The 17,589-nt window shown below is 50.5% G+C and carries 10 protein-coding genes and 1 tRNA gene; 1 reads left to right on the top strand and 10 read right to left on the bottom strand.

From position 1 onward, the window contains the following. Positions 1–210 precede the first annotated feature (210 nt). From H8B09_RS02505 to H8B09_RS02465, 9 genes are all read right to left on the bottom strand, one after another. The gene (locus H8B09_RS02505) at positions 211–1,602 is read right to left on the bottom strand and encodes an SGNH/GDSL hydrolase family protein (protein ID WP_191201891.1); all 1,392 of its coding nucleotides are present in this window, start codon (positions 1,600–1,602) and stop codon (positions 211–213) included. 232 nt (positions 1,603–1,834) lie between these two features. Continuing rightward, positions 1,835–3,562, bottom strand: a complete 1,728-nt coding sequence (locus tag H8B09_RS02500) for an ABC transporter ATP-binding protein (RefSeq protein ID WP_191201890.1) — start codon at positions 3,560–3,562, stop codon at positions 1,835–1,837. A 38-nt stretch (positions 3,563–3,600) separates the two neighbouring features. After that, positions 3,601–4,635, bottom strand: a complete 1,035-nt coding sequence (locus H8B09_RS02495; protein WP_191201889.1) for a FecCD family ABC transporter permease — start codon at positions 4,633–4,635, stop codon at positions 3,601–3,603. Further along, a complete protein-coding gene (locus H8B09_RS02490) occupies positions 4,636–5,706 on the bottom strand; it encodes a FecCD family ABC transporter permease (protein WP_191202767.1) in 1,071 nt (356 codons plus the stop codon). A gap of 116 nt (positions 5,707–5,822) precedes the next feature. After that, positions 5,823–6,779 carry a 3'-5' exoribonuclease YhaM family protein gene (locus tag H8B09_RS02485; RefSeq protein WP_191201888.1) on the bottom strand — a complete coding sequence of 319 codons (957 nt, stop codon included), beginning with the start codon at positions 6,777–6,779 and terminating at the stop codon, positions 5,823–5,825. A gap of 182 nt (positions 6,780–6,961) precedes the next feature. Beyond that, positions 6,962–7,037 (bottom strand) — tRNA-Thr (locus H8B09_RS02480). A 128-nt stretch (positions 7,038–7,165) separates the two neighbouring features. Next, positions 7,166–8,104 carry a cysteine synthase A gene (cysK, locus tag H8B09_RS02475; protein WP_191201887.1) on the bottom strand — a complete coding sequence of 313 codons (939 nt, stop codon included), beginning with the start codon at positions 8,102–8,104 and terminating at the stop codon, positions 7,166–7,168. A 249-nt stretch (positions 8,105–8,353) separates the two neighbouring features. Then, on the bottom strand, positions 8,354–11,449 hold the full coding sequence (locus tag H8B09_RS02470) for an AAA family ATPase (protein WP_191201886.1): 3,096 nt from the start codon (positions 11,447–11,449) through the stop codon (positions 8,354–8,356). After that, entirely contained in the window at positions 11,446–12,618 is a 1,173-nt protein-coding gene (locus tag H8B09_RS02465; protein ID WP_191201885.1) for an exonuclease SbcCD subunit D, read from the bottom strand. Before H8B09_RS02465 ends, H8B09_RS02470 begins: the two co-directional genes overlap by 4 nt. Positions 12,619–12,967: 349 nt before the next feature. Between H8B09_RS02465 and H8B09_RS02460 the strand changes: the two genes are divergently transcribed. Further along, positions 12,968–14,407 (top strand): alpha-L-fucosidase, encoded by a 1,440-nt coding sequence (locus H8B09_RS02460; protein WP_224753210.1) that lies wholly within the window; start codon positions 12,968–12,970, stop codon positions 14,405–14,407. A 121-nt stretch (positions 14,408–14,528) separates the two neighbouring features. Here the strand turns inward: H8B09_RS02460 and H8B09_RS02455 are convergent, their stop codons facing one another. After that, positions 14,529–17,552: a glycoside hydrolase family 2 TIM barrel-domain containing protein gene (locus H8B09_RS02455; protein ID WP_191201883.1), complete on the bottom strand. Its 3,024-nt coding sequence runs from the start codon at positions 17,550–17,552 to the stop codon at positions 14,529–14,531. Positions 17,553–17,589: the final 37 nt, after the last annotated feature.

The raw sequence follows: 17,589 nt of genomic DNA, 5'->3' as shown, positions 1-17,589 counted from the left end.
TGGCGAAACAGAGACTCGTATTGGATACTGCGCGCTTGGAGTCGTGTGACCTTTGGTGTCACAACTTTTGTTCGTGCGTATTGATGCGGTAGCGAGACAGAGGTGCGTTTTGGTTACTGCGTGCTGGGAGTCGCGTGACCTTTTGGGTCACAACTTTTGTTCTTATTGTTGCATATACAAAAGCGCTAGCACAAAGGCTAGCGCGAGAAACTATTCCGTATAACCCATGCAAGTAATTGTAAACTTCTTATCCTCACTGCCTTCTGCCATCTTAATCTCTATCGTATGCTGTTCAGCAACGTCCTCGGAAAAGATTAAATCCACAACAGACTGACCCCAACTTCCCGTATTGCCATTGATCGTTTTCGTTTTCTCTCCGTCTACATAAATATCGATTTCACCGAAGTCAGCATCGTTAACGGCACGGTAAGCAAGCAGGAGGTTCTTACTGTCGATCGTAAACTTCAGGCTCTTAGTTCCGCTAACATGATGGAAGTTATGCTCATAGAGCTTGCCGATCGGGAAGTTCCGGTACACGTTCGGGTCATCCTCGCTGAAGCTTCCAAGAGACAGTTGAATACTCTTATCATAACTATCTTTAAAAATCGACTTTAGCCCGACATATTGCGTTCCGTACGCCGGCGGAACCTCCAGATCAATATCGGAAGCAGAAGTTTCCTTCTCTGCTGCTGCCTTGATCGTATGGAAGATCGCGTCCGCCATTACGCCATGACCAAGTGACGTCGGGTGATAAATATCATAGAAAAATTGATCTTCCGTCCATTCTTTTCCGATATGCGGAAAAGCGCTATCTTTGGTGCTGACCATCATCAGATCATAAGTCTGACCGACTTTCTTTAATTCGTCTTGCATCGTAAATCCGGTAGGAAATACGGAGAATACGAGTATGACAACAGGTGCATTAGGTTGAAGCAAAATATTCTTGACGAGTGATTCATAAGCTTGATGATTAGTTGGTTCGCCATAGTCATTGACCGCAAACTCTACCATAACAATGTCTGGAAGACCGTCAGGGTCCGCTACCCTCGATACGATATCGCGTTGATAGCGCATGATCCCGAATGTCGAGGGGGTTCCGCCGACTCCAGCATTAATGAAATGAATGTTGGAACCATCTTTAACGCCATATTCATTCTTGAAGTATTCGTATGTTCGATAAGCATAGCTTTCTGAATAGTTCTTCGCGCCAGCGCCTTCCGTGATGGAACCGCCGATCGAGGCGATCGTAACTTCTTCTCCTGCTTTTGCCTTGTCGACGATCGCTTTCAGTCGATAGTTATTGCCGACATTCATCTGTGCGTTAGCGAGCAAAGTCTGGTACCATTCTTCCTTCGCGTAGTCTTCGAGTTTGTTGCCTGATTTCTCTCCAACACCCGAATTGCTGATGTCATCGCTCGGCATATTCTCAGGATTTTCAGGTACAAATGGTTTTGATGCGTCAATATCCACCTTATTCGATTCTCCTTCCTTATTTGCCGTGCTAGCTGCCCCTTCATGATTCGATTTTACATCAGATGAAGTCCTCCCACAGGCAGTAAGAATTAACGCTGCTATCATCGTCAGCATGAACATCCTCTTCATAAACGGCTCCCCTCCTTTACAAGTAAATAGACTCCTGTGGGTTTACATTTTTTTGTTAGCAATGACAGGTATAAGACTAATGCCTCTTTGTATAAAGGTAGCACTTTCACAGGTTTAAAATAAACCTGTCAAACAAGGGTTGATTCGATCTGCATTCCGTCATGCGCAACGCAAAATAAAGAAGCGCTGCCCAGCAGCGCTTCTTCTTTATTTTGCGTCTATATAGTTGGGATCAGCTCATTTGCAAAGCGCCGAATTGTGCTTCGTGGAGGCGGCTGTAGATGCCGCCGGCGCCCACGAGCTCTTCGTGGCGGCCTTGTTCGGCGATGCCGTCAGGCGTGACGACGACGATGCGGTCCGCATTCTTAATCGTTGCCAGACGATGTGCGATAACAAGCGTCGTGCGTCCTTGCGACAGCTCACTCAGTGACTGCTGAATCATCAACTCAGTCTCTGTATCCAATGCGGATGTTGCTTCGTCCAATATAAGAATCGGTGGATTCTTCAGGAACATGCGAGCAATGGCGAGACGCTGCTTCTGTCCGCCGGACAGCTTCACGCCGCGTTCGCCTATTACGGTGTCCATGCCTTCAGGCTGCGACTTGATGAACTCCTCGAGCCGTGCTTGGCGTGCGGCTTCCCATAGTTGCTCTTCGGAAGCGCCTAGCTTGCCATACAGCAAGTTCTCGCGGATCGTGCCTGCGAACAGGAACACATCCTGCTGCACGATGCCGATCTGGCGGCGCAGCGATTCGAGCTTAACGTCGCGGATATCGGAACCGTCGACCGTAATCCGGCCCCCCGACACCTCATAGAAACGCGGCAGCAGACTGCAAAGCGTTGTTTTGCCTGCACCGGATGGACCAACGAATGCAACGGTTTCACCTTTGCGAATGGTCAGGTTGATACCGCTAAGCACCGCCGCTTCGTTCTCATAACCAAACGATACATTCTCGAATTGAATGGCCTGCTTCAACTCGCCAAGCTCAACTGCTTTCGGCGAATCTTGAATGTCCGGCTCGGTATCAAGCAGCTCCGTATACCGTTTGAAGCCAGCGATACCTTGCGGATAACTCTCGATGATCGCGTTGATTTTCTCAATCGGACGGAAGAATACGTTCGTAAGCAGCAGGAAGCCAATGAACTGACCATAAGTCAAGCCGCCTTTGATAACGAACCAAGTACCGCATACCATAACGAACAGTGTCACGAAACGCATCATCATGTAGCTGATGGAGCCGTTCTTTGCAATAAGCTTGTAGGACATCAGCTTCGTCAGTCGGAATCGGCTGTTGTTCTCCGTGAATTGCTTAATCTCATGTTTCTCATTCGTGAACGCCTGTACGACGCGAATGCCGCCGACGTTATCCTCGATGCACGCATTAAAGTCGCCAATATCGCCGAACAGCTGATGAATGGCTTTCGTCATTTTACCATTGAAATAGATGACCACCCAGATGATAGCCGGTACGATAATGAACGTCATGACAGCAAGCTTCCAGTGAATAAGCATCATCAACGTGAAGGCGCCGAGAAGCGTCATAATGGCGATAAACAAATCTTCTGGCCCGTGATGGGCAACCTCGCCGATCTGCATCATATCATTCGTCAGACGGCTGAGCAGATGACCTGTCTTCGTGTTGTCAAAATAACGGAACGACAGCTTCTGAATATGGCCGAATAACTTCTTGCGCATATCCGTTTCAATATTAATCCCCAACATATGACCGTAATAGTTCACGATATACATGAGGAACATGTTCAAAATATAAAGGGCAAGAAGTCCGATGGATGCACCTACGATAATGCCCCATTCGCCTTTAGGAAGAAGATCATCGACAAATTTATTGATCGCAATCGGGAAGCCTAGCTCGATCAAGCCAGCAAGAACGGCGCAGCCGAAATCAAGCAGGAATAAGCCTCTATACGGCCGGTAATAGAAGAAAAAGCGTTTTATCAAAAGTTTCGAGCTCCTTTGCGAAAGCGATAATTCGCGCGTTACGAGCTTTTCGTCCGCGCGAGCAAGTACAAGAAATAAGGAGCGCCGATAACGGCGACTACGACACCTGTAGGAATTCCGGCAGATGCCATGGCACGGCTAATCGTGTCCGCAATGATCGTGAGCAGAGCGCCAACCATTGCCGATGCAGGCAGCAGATGCTGATGCTTCGGACCAACCAGCGTCCGCGCCAGATGCGGGCCGATCAAGCCAACGAAGCCGATTCCGCCGCTAACCGCTACACAGGATCCTGCAAGCGCAACAGCAGTAAACAGCAGTTTACGGCGGTCCGCCTCGATCGGTGCACCAAGCCCGGCGGCCGTATGATCGCTCAGGTTCATAATGTTCATCACATTTGCTTTCAGCATGACATAGGGCAGCAGCACAACAATCCAAGGGAGCAGCGCTAATACGAACTTCCAGTTCGTCCCCCATATACTGCCTGCAATCCAAGTCGCAACGAACTGGTATTGTTCAGGGCTGAGCGTCAACGTCAAGACAATCATCGCTGCGTTAATGCCTGCAGCAACCGCGATTCCCGTCAGAATAAGGCTTGTTGGAGAGATTCCATCATTCTTCTTATGAGCCAAGCTGTAAATCAGTATCGCTGTAAGTCCAGCGCCAAGCAGCGCTAACAAAGGCAGCACAAACACAGGAACTGTGCTCGTTGACGGGTAGAAACAAACAAACAAAATAACGGCAAGGCCCGCTCCTGCATTGATGCCAAGAAGACCCGGATCCGCAAGCGCATTGCGTGTTACTCCCTGCAGAACACAGCCCGATATCGCAAGTCCCGCTCCAATGAGGAGAGAAATCACGATGCGCGGCAGACGGAAATCAAACAAAATAAGATTTTCCTTATCGGTCCCCATACCGAACAGCGTCTTCAATACGTCTAACGGAGACAGCCGGATGGTGCCTGTATTCATACTAATGATGAAGGCTGCAATGATTAGTGCGCCAAGAACAGAAAAGACAAGAATACTGCGCTTCCGACGGCGTTGTTCGATTCCGAACCGATTGATCATATCCATTTACAGCCCCCTCCTCTCGTTACGCGCCAAGTAGAGGAAGAATGGGACGCCCAGCATTGCAATTAGTGCACCGATCGGGAATTCATACGGCGGGTTAATCATCCGTGCGCCCAAATCGGCAAGTACGACTAGCAGACCTCCCAAAACCGCAGAGCAAGGAATGATCCATCGATAATCGACACCTACCAGATACCGTGTAACATGCGGAACGAGCAAACCAACGAAGGAGACAGCCCCTACAACCGACACAGACGATCCTGCCAAAATAATAATGACGACAACCGAAAGGATTCGAATCAGTTGCGTACGCTGACCGAGATTAATCGCTATCTCTTCTCCGAGACTCAGCAGCGTAATCGAACGAGAAAGAACGATCGCCACCGCTATGGCACCCAGTATCCAAGGAAATATCGTTATCAGTTGCTCCCATTTTACATTCGCTACACCGCCAGCAAACCAGAAAGCGAGATCCTGTCCAACTTTGAAGTGGAGGGCAATTCCTTCACTAAGCGCATAGAGCAGCGAAGAGACGGCGGAACCGGCCAACACGAGCCGTACAGGCGTAAAGCCTCCTCTTGACACGGCACTGATGCCGAACACAATGACCGCGCCAATTGCGGCACCGATGAAACAAAGCACTAGGATCATATTGTAGGACAACCCCGGCATAAGCGAGAAGCATAGAGACAGTACAAGGGCCGAACCTGCATTCAAACCAAGAATACCGGAATCCGCCATCGGGTTACGGGTAATTCCTTGCATCATCGCGCCTGCCACCGCAAAAGCCGCACCAACCAATGCAGATGCCAGCACCCTCGGCAAGCGGATTTCCCATATAATCTGATGATTCGTAATCTTCGGGTTGAAATGAAACACTGCCGACCATACCGTCGACAAGCTCATATGTACGGCGCCAAGGGAAACCGATAATGCAATGCCAAATGCGAGTGCTGCAAGCCCCAAGGTAAGAACAAGCGATGCTGCAACTGGCCTTGTTCGGAGTGGCGGAAGCTCATCTTTCTCAGCATTCACGGCCTGATTAACACTGTTGTGATTCGCAGTAGAAGACATGATGGCCGATCTATCCTTTCTAGTTCTCAATCGCCGGATAACGATAATCATTCTCATTGTATCAAAGTCGATTTATCATCGCTATGATAAATCGATAAATTGTCAATAACTATTATTTATTTTGGGGTCCGATAGACCGCTTTATTCTCTAATCCACGAATCATTGGCGTCCATGGCTCCGATTCCGGCGTTGAATCCAATGCATCCTCCACCATCTGCAGCTTAGCATCCAGCGAATCAATATAATGAAGCGCTACAGCTTCAGCCGTCTGCGGCTGCACAGGACTTCCCCACTCGCCTGTATTGTGATGCGACAATACAAGATGCTGCAATCCAAGCACGCGCTCGGATTCCAGTGGAATATCGCAGCGAATCGCTGCTTCCGTAATCCACGACGAAGCGAGCGCGATATGTCCAATCAGCTTGCCCGTTAAACTGTAATCCGACACAACACCAAGCCGTGCATTCAACTCTTCTGTCTTCGCTATGTCATGTAAAATGATTCCCGCACGCAGCATATCTCCATTCAAGAAAGGACGCTGACGAATAATAAATTCACCGAGCTCAAGCATTCGCACTGTATGGTAAGCCAGCCCAGCATAGTAGGCATGATGATGCGTCTTGGCTGCCGGATAATCCATCAGCTTATCTTCAGCCTTCGCAATGCAGTACTCAACAATCGTGCGCACTTCATCGTTAACGATAGAGGCGGTCGTATTCTTAATCGTATAGATGAGATCAATCGGCCGAATAGGCGCCGAACGAATAAACTCGGTAATCGTCACGCCATCTTCCGGTGTGGCGAGGCGCATTTGTACGATCTTGATTTGGAGACGTTCCCGATACGTCTGGACGATACCTTTAACTTTAACCAATCCCATTGGGAAAAAGGTTTCCTTGTCCGTTGACGAAACTTCCCACAGTTTCGCAGTCAGTTGTCCGGTTGAATCACTGAGTACGATATCAAAATAATCTTTAGGCGGAGTTGCATTCGTCTGCCGAATCTCAAGCTCCTTAAGCAAATAAAAGCCAACAAATTCATCTTGGCTTACTAATTGATTAATCTGCGTCATGCCAGTCCTCCATCGTTTCATATAAGTTCGTGTACCTTATTAAGTTAAGTGTTTATATTATACTATAAATTTGTATCCACCTAAATCATCTCTAATAGAAAGGATTCCCATTACCGAACAGGGACACAGCAATACAACAAAAAAAACGCGACCCGTGAGGATCGCGTCATATCATTCAAATATGGTGCTGATGAAGGGATTCGAACCCCCGACCTACGCATTACGAATGCGTTGCTCTACCAGCTGAGCTACATCAGCATATCTGCCGTTTGCGTTAACAGCGACCTTTATAGAATACACGTATTGTCCATTCAAGTCAATCTGTTTTTCGAGAACAAACGACAGATTATTCGCCCCCTATTATTGAGGCATCGATGAGAAGTTTGTTACTCCATATTTCCGTAAAGACCGGCGGATAAATAGCGTTCGCCCGTGTCCGGGAGCAGCACTACGATACGCTTCCCTTGGAATTCAGGCTTGCGCGCCAGCAATGATGCGGCATAGACAGCCGCACCGGACGAGATGCCGACGAGCAGTCCTTCGCAGCGTGCCAGAATGCGTGACGTCTCATAAGCTTGATCTGCAGAAACCGGTATGATCTCGTCGATCACATCCCGGTTAAGCACGCCCGGCACAAAACCTGCGCCGATGCCTTGAATGCGGTGCGCGCCTGGCTTGCCGCCGGACAGGATCGGCGATTCCGATGGCTCTACTGCAACGATATGAACGCCTGGATTACGTTCCTTCAACACGGCGCCAACGCCCGTTACCGTACCGCCCGTACCGACGCCAGCAACGAATACGTCCACATCACCATCCGTGTCGGCCCAGATTTCTTCAGCAGTCGTAACACGATGGATCGCAGGATTCGCTTCATTCTCGAATTGCTGCGGAATATACGCATCCTTCAACTCCGCTTTCAGCTCTTCAGCACGATTGATCGCTCCGCGCATCCCTTCAGCCGCAGGCGTTAGAATGAGCTCGGCGCCAAGCGCCTTCATCAGTTGACGGCGCTCTAGGCTGAACGATTCCGGCAGCACGATCATCAGGCGGTAGCCGAGGGCCGCAGCTGCGAATGCAAGCGCAATGCCGGTATTGCCGCTAGTTGGCTCGATGATGACAGAACCAGGACGCAGCAGTCCTTGTTCCTCTGCAGCTTTAATCATCGCGAACCCGATCCGGTCTTTCACGCTGCCTGCAGGATTAAAATACTCAAGTTTCCCGATAATTTGTGCGGGAAGGTCCAGTTTCTTCTCGTAATTGGACAGCCGCAGCAGCGGCGTACCGCCAATCAGATCCGTTAAATTCGATGCAATACGTGCCATGGAATATGCCCCCTTATGTATTAGACTAGAATGTCATAGATGGTGAAAGAGCGATGCTTGTCCGCTGAAGCATCACTCTTATCAATATATGTTATTGTAGTACATTTCTCCTCATTTATTCTACCGCCGACCCGTTTGTCGGCTATGAGGAAGACCTGTCCGCAGTTGCCGCGAACAGGCCTGCACTTGACGAAAACAATGATTTCGAAGAAATGCCGCTGGTTACTAGATTCTTTTATGCTTGGTTGTCTATTTAAGCGTGATAGCCGTTCGACTGTAACCTTCCTTCGTCTTGGTAACCTCGATCATCGCCGGGAACGTCTGTTTAAGCTCCTGCACGTGGGAAATGACCCCGATCATCCGCCCTGCTTTCTGCAGATCGATGAGCGTCTGAATCGCTTTGCCTAAAGATTCTTCATCTAGAGAGCCAAACCCTTCGTCAATAAACATCATCTCGATCGAAATGCCGCCCTGATGGGATTGGATCACATCCGTCATACCTAGTGCCAGCGCAAGCGAAGCGTTAAACTTCTCGCCGCCGGACAATGATTTGACATCCCGATTCTGTCCGGTGTACGCATCGTACACATCAAGCCCGAGTCCGCTCTGCTTGCCACGCGCTTCAAGCCGATCGCTCCGCTGCAGGACGAATTGTCCGTCGGACAAGCCGCGCAGCCGTTCGTTCGCTGCATGTAGAATTTGATCGAGATATTCGATAAGGATATAACGCTCGAATGAGATTTTGAGCGCGTTGTCGCCTTTCATCATGCTGTACAAGTCGGCAACCTGCTCAAGCTGTTGCTCCAGCTCCGTGCAGCGTCCGCCTGCTTCTGCAACTGCAGTACGAAGGCGATCAGCCTCGTTCGCGTAACGATCTGCGGTTTGAAGCTGATTTACGACTTGCTCCAACTCCGCTTTCAGGTCGGTGAGCGCTTGTTCCAGCGATGCCGTATCAATCGGCGACTGACCTTCAAGCGCTTGCTCCAGCTGGACGATTCCTTCGGTTGCCGCTGCCACCGCCGTGCGGTAAGCTTGCGCTTCCGCCTTAAGCGAAGCGCGTGTTGGTTCAGGCAACTTCACCTCGCGATAGCTATCAGCGTCCGCGAATCCATCCTTTGCTAGCTCAGCTTGGAAACGTGCCGCCGATTCCGCCTGTTCCACTTCTGCTTCTGCCACCGTATGGGTCAATTGCTCTGCTGACGCACGTTGCTCTGCCAACTTGGTTGTTGCAGCTTGCAGCGCTTCTTCTGCCGTTTTCCATGCGGCATGAAGCTTGTCCGCTGCTTGACGAACCGCCGTGATGCGAGCGTTCAACTGCTCCGGCGTACGCAGCGTCTCTTCGACGGCCTCCATATCCGCTTCAAGACGCGATTGCTTCGCGCTGCGATCGGAGACGGCTGCTTGCAGATGCGCTGCGAGCTCATCCTTCTCCTGCAAGCGTGCATCGAGCTGACGATCTGCATGTGCTGCATGCTCACGCAGAGCAGTTAATTCGGTATTGATCTGCTTCAGTCGGTCCGTCTCTTCCCGCAGCCGTGAGCCTTCCTTCTTCGAAGCAGCCAACTGCTCCGCCAGGTCTGAGTCAAGCTGAATGTCGTATTCGGCAATGTCGCCGCCGCGGCGGTTTCGACCTTCCTGTGCCGATGCTGCTTGTGCTGATGCTGTACTCAGATCGTGCTCGGCCTTCTGAAGCTGCTGCTTTAACTGCTGCAGCGCTTCGCGGGATGGAAGCTCAGACGATGGCTGCGCCTTCGCGGGATGTTCGGCACTGCCGCATACCGGGCATGGCTTGCCGTCATGCAGATGCACGGCGAGCAAACTTGCCTGCCCTTCCAACCATGCAGACTCCAGCCGATCATGCTCGCTGCGAAGCTTTTGAACGTATTGCTTATGTTCCGTTTCTTGGCGAGTGAACTCCTTGTAGTCGCGTTCTGCCACCACCAGATCATCTAGCAGCCGGTACTTGTCCCGCAGCCGTTGAAGCTGTTCCTGCAGCTCCGGCAGCTTGGCCGTCGCCGCTTCTGCCTCCGCGATGCGAGCGGCTGCCGCCTGCTTCGTCTCGCGCAGCTGCGCCAGCGCTCGATCGGCTTCCTGCTGCTTCGCCGCAAGCGCGCGCTCTGCGCCGAGCAGACGCTCGACCTCGTTGCGCCGCTCCGCGAGCGTCTGCACGAGCGGCGCCAGCGCCGCCAGCCGCTCCGCTTCGCGCTCCGCCGCGCGCCGCTCCGGCTCGCGCGCCGCCTCCGCGCGCTGGCGCAGCTCCGCGTCTGCGAGCGCCGACGCGGCCGCTTCCGCCGCTGCTAACGCGGCGGCGAGCCGCTCGCGCTTCGCAGCCGCGTCGGCTGCCGCGCGGGCCGCTCGCTCCTCGTGCGGCTCAAGCCGCGCCGCACGCTCGGCGAGCGCCAGCTGCCGCTCGCGCGCCTCCGCCGCGGGCCGCTGCTGCTCGAGCTCGGCCGCGCGAGCTCGACGCGTCGCGAGCTCCGCGAAGCGGCCATTGCGCGCGAGCGCCTCGCGCAGCTGCGCCTCCTCCGCGGCGAGCCGCTCGCTGGCCGCCGCCTTGCGCCCTTCGGCTGCGCCGGCCGCTTCGCGGTAATGCACCGCCTCCTGCGCGAGCGCATCCAGCATCTGCGCCGCGCCGCGATACGGCTGCGCAAGCACAGCTGCGAGCGCGCTCTCGGCGCGCTGCGGAAGCATGTCGCCCGCTTGCCCGATTATAACGTCAAGGCGCGTCCGCGCCTTCGTCGCTTCGTCCTTCAGCTCGCGGTGCTGCTGTTGAAATCGCTCTTCCAGCTTGCGATACAAATCCGTCCGGAAGATACGTCGAAGAATATCTTCCTTATTATCCGTGTCGGATGTGAGCAGCTTGCGGAATTCACCCTGCGGCAGCATGACGATCTGGCTGAACTGATCCTTCGTCAGCCCGATTATCGTCTCCAGCTTGTTGTTCACATCTGTAATCATGAATCGGTCGACACATGGCACCGCTTCGCCTGAAGTCGTCTCATACAGCTCCGCTTTGCCCGGCGTCTCGCTCTTATTGCCCGCCTTGCGGTGCGGCAGCTGGCGAAACACCCGATAAGACCGTTTCCCCACGGCAAAATCAAATTCAACCGATGTATACGAATCATCGCCTGCAAAATGGCTCCGCAGCATTCGTGTCTCCGCACGATCCTCGCCGCTCGCTGCTCCGTATAACGCAAAACAGATGGCGTCAAAAATCGTCGTTTTGCCAGCGCCCGTATTGCCCGAAATAACGAACAGCCGATGCGTGCCTAGCTTAGTAAAATCGATCGTCTCGCCGTCCCGGTACGGTCCGAATGCAGTCAGCGTAAGCTTAATCGGTCTCATACGGCGCCCCCTTCCTTCTTCATGACATCCATGAACGTGTCAGCGAACAACTTGCGCTTCTCGTCCTCGAGCGGCATGCCTTTCACTTCGCGGTAAAAGCTTGCAAACAGGTCGATCGGATCCGCGTCCCGCCGGCTTCCGGCACTGTTCTCTGCATGGTCTTCAGTACCATCCGTTTGCAATGACCGAACACGACGTTCGACATGAAGGGCATTCGGATACACGGCGCGTACCTTTTCCATCGGGAATAGTACGGGGTTATCGTTCTGCAGCGTGACGAACACATAGTCGTCGCTAGATTTGTGCTGTGTCTCGATCTCCTCTATCGACGCCGACACCCGGCGCATATCGCGCAGCGGCTTGATCTCACGTTTCTGAACCGTCGCGTTGCCTGCCTCGTCAAGTTCGACGATGAGCCAGCCTTTGCGGTGCGTTTCTTCGGAAATCGAATATTTGAGCGGCGATCCTGCGTAACGGATTCGTTCATCGCCGACATGGTGCGCCTGGTGCAAGTGGCCAAGCGCTGTATAATGGAAACTCTTGAAATGAATCGCGCTCACATGCTCAGCACCGCCGATCGCCAGCGGCCGCTCGGAGTCGCTCGTGTTCGCCTGAGGTTCTCCCCCAGGCGTAACGAAAGCATGTCCGACGAGAATGCGCCGCGCGTTCGGATCAGCATCCGCCTCTATCCGTGCAGCAATGGCCCGCATCGCATCATCGTGCGAGCGAATCGTCTCGTCATCCAGCGTTATTCTCACCTGCGCTGGATCCGCATAGGGAACTAAGTACACATGGACAGGACCGTGCTCGTCATTGAGCACGATCGGCTTCAAGTCCGCACGCAGCCGTCCTGCGAGATGCAAACCGCGGTTTTCCATCAGCCGCGTGCCAAAATCCAGCCGGTCGGGGCTATCATGATTGCCCGAAATGGCGAGCACCGGTGTCTCGCAATCGATGACGAGCTTGCGAAGCAGTTCGTCTAGGAGCTCGACCGCCTCTGTCGGCGGAATCGCGCGATCATAGAGATCGCCTGCAATAATGACTGCATCGGGCTTCTCCTCTGCGACTGCTTGGACGAATTGCTCCAGTGCATAACGCTGGTCGTCCGTCATATATACGCCTTGCACGAGCTTGCCGAGATGCCAGTCGGCCGTATGAAACAGCTTCATTCGTTCGTCACGCTCCAATGTAATTCTAGTAATCAAGCAGCTAAACTTCTTATAGCCAATTCCACTATTCTATCAATAACTCTACTTTCTATTGTAGCCCAACTTTCTGGCAGATGGCAGTATGCGAACAAATGTTTCTTCCGCAACTGTCGTTTACATCTGTTGATAGGTCGTTCATAGATTAATAAGCCTCTCGACACTATACGAACTTCCTCTTAAACCTGAAAGAAAGTTAGTAATCTACAAAATCGTATGAGAAATAGCCATTTTATCCATCATCCCCTTTCATTATGATGAAGGAGAAAAAACTTGAGAGGGGAATACCTGCACAATGGATCGAGCAAAGAGGTTGGAAGCCATTGAAAATACCATCACGAATGGGCCGTTCAAAGACGATTGGGACTCACTCGCAGCGTTTGAAGTTCCCGCATGGTATCGAAAAGCTAAATTCGGCATTTTTATTCACTGGGGCGTTTATTCGGTACCCGCGTTCAGAGGCGAATGGTATCCGCGCAACATGTATATAAAAGATTCAGAGGAGTACAATCACCACATACGCACCTACGGAGAACACAAACAGTTCGGATACAAAGATTTCATTCCTATGTTTCAAGCGGAGCGGTTCGACGCGGAAGAATGGGCTGAGTTGTTTAACCGCAGCGGAGCCAAGTACGTCATGCACGTTGCTGAACATCACGATGGTTTTCAAATGTATAAAAGCGATCTTTCACCATTTAACGCTTACGCTATGGGTCCGGGCAAAGATCTTCTAGCCGAGATGAAAACCGCCTTCGAGCACAAAGGTCTGGAATTTTGCGTTTCATCCCACCGTGCGGAGCATTGGTTCTTTATGTCTCGCGGCAAGCAATTTGATTCGGATATCGTCGAACCGCTGACATGCGGGGATTTCTATTGGCCGGCGATGCCCGAACCCGATCATCAGGACTTGGCCGGGTCCCCTCCGGATCAAGCGTTCTTAGATGACTGGCTGCTTCGCTGCTGCGAACTTGTGGACCGGTATCGGCCCAAAATTTTTTACTTCGATTGGTGGATTCAAACGACCGCTTTCAAACCTTACCTTAAGAAATTTGCGGCTTATTACTATAATAGAGGCGTTGAGTGGGGATATCCGGTTGCCATCAATTATAAACACGACGCTTATATGTTTGGCACTGCGGTCCCGGATGTGGAGAGAGGTCAGTTTGCGGAGCTGAAATCGTACTTCTGGCAAACCGACACGGCCGTCGCCAGAAACTCCTGGTGCTATACTCCTGGCAACGATTATAAATCCTCGCTGGAAGTCATTCAGAGTTTAATCGACATCGTCAGCAAGAACGGCAGCCTGCTGCTCAATATCGGACCCAAAGCGGACGGTACGATACCTGATGAGGACCGCGAGATCTTGCTAGCAATCGGAGACTGGCTGCGGATCAACGGGGAATCGATATACGAAACCACGTGTTGGAAAACGTTCGGCGAGGGGCCGACAGAGGTTAGAGAAGGTCAATTCACGGACGGTTCGACCACTGCTTTTACAAGTTCAGATATCCGTTTCACGACAAAGGGTCAATATCTTTATGCAACAGTCATGGCATACCCGGAAGACGGCCTCGTGCGCATCCATGCGCTCAAAGAACACTCTAAACACTACCATGGCCTGATCCGAGATATTCATATCCTTGGTTTCGATGAAAAGCCGACTTGGGAGCGAGATCGCGATTCGTTATTGATTCGAACAACAACGATACAAAGCATTGTTCCTGTAGTCTTCAAGATCGAATTGGAATAAGTACAGAAAGCCAAGGATCTCCTGAACACGACCGACTAGTTGCAAATAGGGAAAAGTAAAGGACGCTCCCAAGCGAAAGCTGGGAACGTCCTTTCTGTATTTCAATCCTAATTATCCAGAATCACGGATTGACAAATTGTGTTTCGGTTGGCTTGATCCAGAACTCGAATTCGAATTGTTTCTCGTTCAATTGATATTGATCCATTAAAAAAGGTCCGCAGCTGGCTGAGCCTATGCCTGATTGTTTGTAATCAATGCAAACAACGGAATATCCGCTCTTCTCCAACTCGTAATGGTGTTTCTTGGCCGCCAATTCTTCCTGCGTATATTCCGAAGCATTGAATGCAAAGGATTGGTCCGCTTCGAAATTGACCTTCAAATCGCCGGCTTTGATTGTCACATATTCGCAGCCCCAATGGGAGGAGTTTTCCTGCGGTTTAATATAATCCTCATGCATCGCGGAAATCGGTTGCGCGAAAATACCCATATAAGATGCCCGATGCTTGTCTGAATAGCTTTCATAAGGGCCGTAGCCGTAGTATTCCACCTGGTCAAATTGATGGTTCATAAATAATCTTACGCCGAAACGCGGCAAGTATGGACGCTTATCCGCGACTTGAACGGCATACTTCATTTTAATTTCTCCGCTATCGAAAATGATTGTTTCCGTCTGCAATTGAAACGTATTGTGATAGGAATGGCCTCCCAGCGCGATTCGGGAACGGATTAAAACGTGAGTATCCGATTGTTCCGCCGATGTCTCGTAAACCTTGGTCGTAAGATTTCTTAAGCTAAACTTATTCCATTCTCCTTTTATCCACTCATTATCGGTCGGCGCTCTGAAGGCGTTATATTCCATCGGTTTCTCAATTAACGTTCTATTGTTGAATAGCAATCGATCAAAAAGCGCAATCGATTTATTGAATCGATACTCGAAGTTTTCGCCGGAAATATGAATATGTTTTTTGTCCTCCGAATAATGAATAGGTGCAATCCCATGTGAAGAAGGCTTAATGATTCGGCGTTCTGCGCATATTGCGATTTGATCGAATCCTACCTCATAGCCTTTATCGGCCCATGGGGCGTCCTGCTTTTGCGTAAAAATAAACCGTGCATAAACACTTGAACCGGTTAATCCTGCAAGTCTTGGCATCGTAATGATTCGAGAGGATTTGGCCGGAACTTCAATATCCAGCTTCTCTTTCAGAATCGCTTTCCCAAGGTCTGTAACCTCAACGTTACATTCAAGCTTATCGGAGAGATCGAAAAAATCATACGTATTGATGAATTCGAATATCCCGTCCGAGATGGAAACCGGCTTAATTCGAATCGGACGATAGACGTTTTTCGCTTCCTTCAATCCGGTATGGGGAGTTCGGTCCGGATAAACTAATCCATCGATGCAGAAATTCCCATCGTGGCGCGCTTCATTAAAGTCCCCGCCGTAGGCATATTTCGCTTTGCCGTTGCTGTCCTTGCCTATTTCGATCCCATGATCGCACCATTCCCAAATAAAGCCGCCGCCAAATCTGTCATTGGAATAAATGACTTTCCAATAGTCCTCCAAATCCCCGGAGCTATTCCCCATGGCATGACTGTACTCGCACAATAGAAACGGACGCTTTTCGTTTTCATTATTTAGAAAATCGTTTTGCATCCACTCCGATGAGGAATACATGGTCGACACGACATCCAAGACCGCTTCGCTGTCGTCCGCTTTTTCCTCGCCTTCTAATTCATGCATGCTTTGATAGTGGACTAGTCTTGTCGGATCATATTGTTTGACGTACTTGGCGGCTTTCTCCATGTTTTTGCTATAGCCGGCCTCATTGCCCAGCGACCAAAGCAGAACGCTAGGGCGATTAATATCTCTTGTAATCATGAGATCGATTCGATCTAGAATCGCTTTCTCATAGTCGTCCCGTACAACGAGCAGCGCAATGCCGGAATAATCGCCGTTGTTCTCTTGCGTATGCGCGGCTTCTACAGAACCATGGGATTCGAGGTCCGCCTCATCAATCACATAGAAACCAAGCTCATCGCACAACTGAAGGAATATAGGGCTGTTCGGGTAGTGCGATGTACGGATGCTGTTAATGTTATGCTGTTTCATTAGATGGAGATCAACCAACATTTGCTCTCTGTTAATAACCGCTCCGGTTACAGGATCGCAGTCGTGGCGATTGACTCCTTTGAACTTCACAGCTGCACCATTCAAACGAATAACTCCGTTGTTAACGTTTATCTCTCGCAGACCCACTTTTTCCCCAATGAGCTCTTCTTCTGTTTGCAGGGTAACCTTGTACAAATAGGGATGTTCTGCGTTCCACAAGCTAGGATGATCGATGCTGAATAAGGCAGTTGTTTCTCCGTCTTGAAGATGTTTTTCACCAAGCAATTCGTCGCTTTCATCGAAGACTTTCACCGTAACTTCCGCTGCTGCCGTTACATCGACCGTTATATCCGCTTTCGCGTAGCAATCATAGAGCTTGGACGTAATGCGGAAACCATCGATCTTATGCTTCGGTCTTGATAGTAGATATACATCTCGATAGATGCCGGACATTCGCCATTTATCTTGATCCTCGAGATAGGTGCCGTCACACCATTTGAGCACAACGACTGTAACGGCATTCGTGCCGCTGACAAGGTATTGGGTAATATTAAACTCGCTTGTCATGTGCGATACTTGGCTGTAACCGACAAATTGGTTGTTAATATAAAGATAGAAACAGCTGTCGACACCCTCAAAGTTTAAAAACCGCTCGAGTCCATCGGATAAATCAACATTAAATTTCCGGTTATACACACCAGTTGGATTTTGATCGGGCACATAAGGAGGATCATAAGGAATCGGGTAGTGAACGTTCGTATATTGCGGCACATCGTAACCATGCAATTGCCAATTGGATGGAACGGGGATTCGGGCATATTCATTTATCTCTAAGAAGTTTTCTTCCAGGTCTTCAAAGCTATCATAATACCTGAAGTTCCACTGTCCGTTTAATAGAAAGAGGCGACCGGATTGTTCTCTCGGCGCAAACGCATCCTGCTCTGGAGAAAAAGGGATAAAATAGTTGCGATTTTTTTCCGTATTAATATGCAATTGCTGAGGATCTTCATGATAAAGCGTATTCTGATTCACACGGAAACCTCCAATTCATATTTTGTTTCAGCCTTAC

Source organism: Paenibacillus terricola (genome assembly GCF_014779765.1).
Taxonomy (GTDB): domain Bacteria; phylum Bacillota; class Bacilli; order Paenibacillales; family Paenibacillaceae; genus Paenibacillus_T; species Paenibacillus_T terricola.
Note: the sequence above shows the minus strand (reverse complement) of the source record. Positions and strands in the feature narration are given on the sequence as shown.

Excerpts from the sequence above, each read along its gene's own strand:
- H8B09_RS02505 (WP_191201891.1), bottom strand. The coding sequence starts at position 1,602 with ATGAAGAGGATGTTCATGCTGACGATGATAGCAGCGTTAATTCTTACT.
- H8B09_RS02485 (WP_191201888.1), bottom strand. The coding sequence starts at position 6,779 with ATGACGCAGATTAATCAATTAGTAAGCCAAGATGAATTTGTTGGCTTT.
- cysK (WP_191201887.1), bottom strand. The coding sequence starts at position 8,104 with ATGGCACGTATTGCATCGAATTTAACGGATCTGATTGGCGGTACGCCG.
- H8B09_RS02490 (WP_191202767.1), bottom strand. The coding sequence starts at position 5,706 with ATGTCTTCTACTGCGAATCACAACAGTGTTAATCAGGCCGTGAATGCT.
- H8B09_RS02470 (WP_191201886.1), bottom strand. The coding sequence starts at position 11,449 with ATGAGACCGATTAAGCTTACGCTGACTGCATTCGGACCGTACCGGGAC.
- H8B09_RS02465 (WP_191201885.1), bottom strand. The coding sequence starts at position 12,618 with ATGAAGCTGTTTCATACGGCCGACTGGCATCTCGGCAAGCTCGTGCAA.
- H8B09_RS02495 (WP_191201889.1), bottom strand. The coding sequence starts at position 4,635 with ATGGATATGATCAATCGGTTCGGAATCGAACAACGCCGTCGGAAGCGC.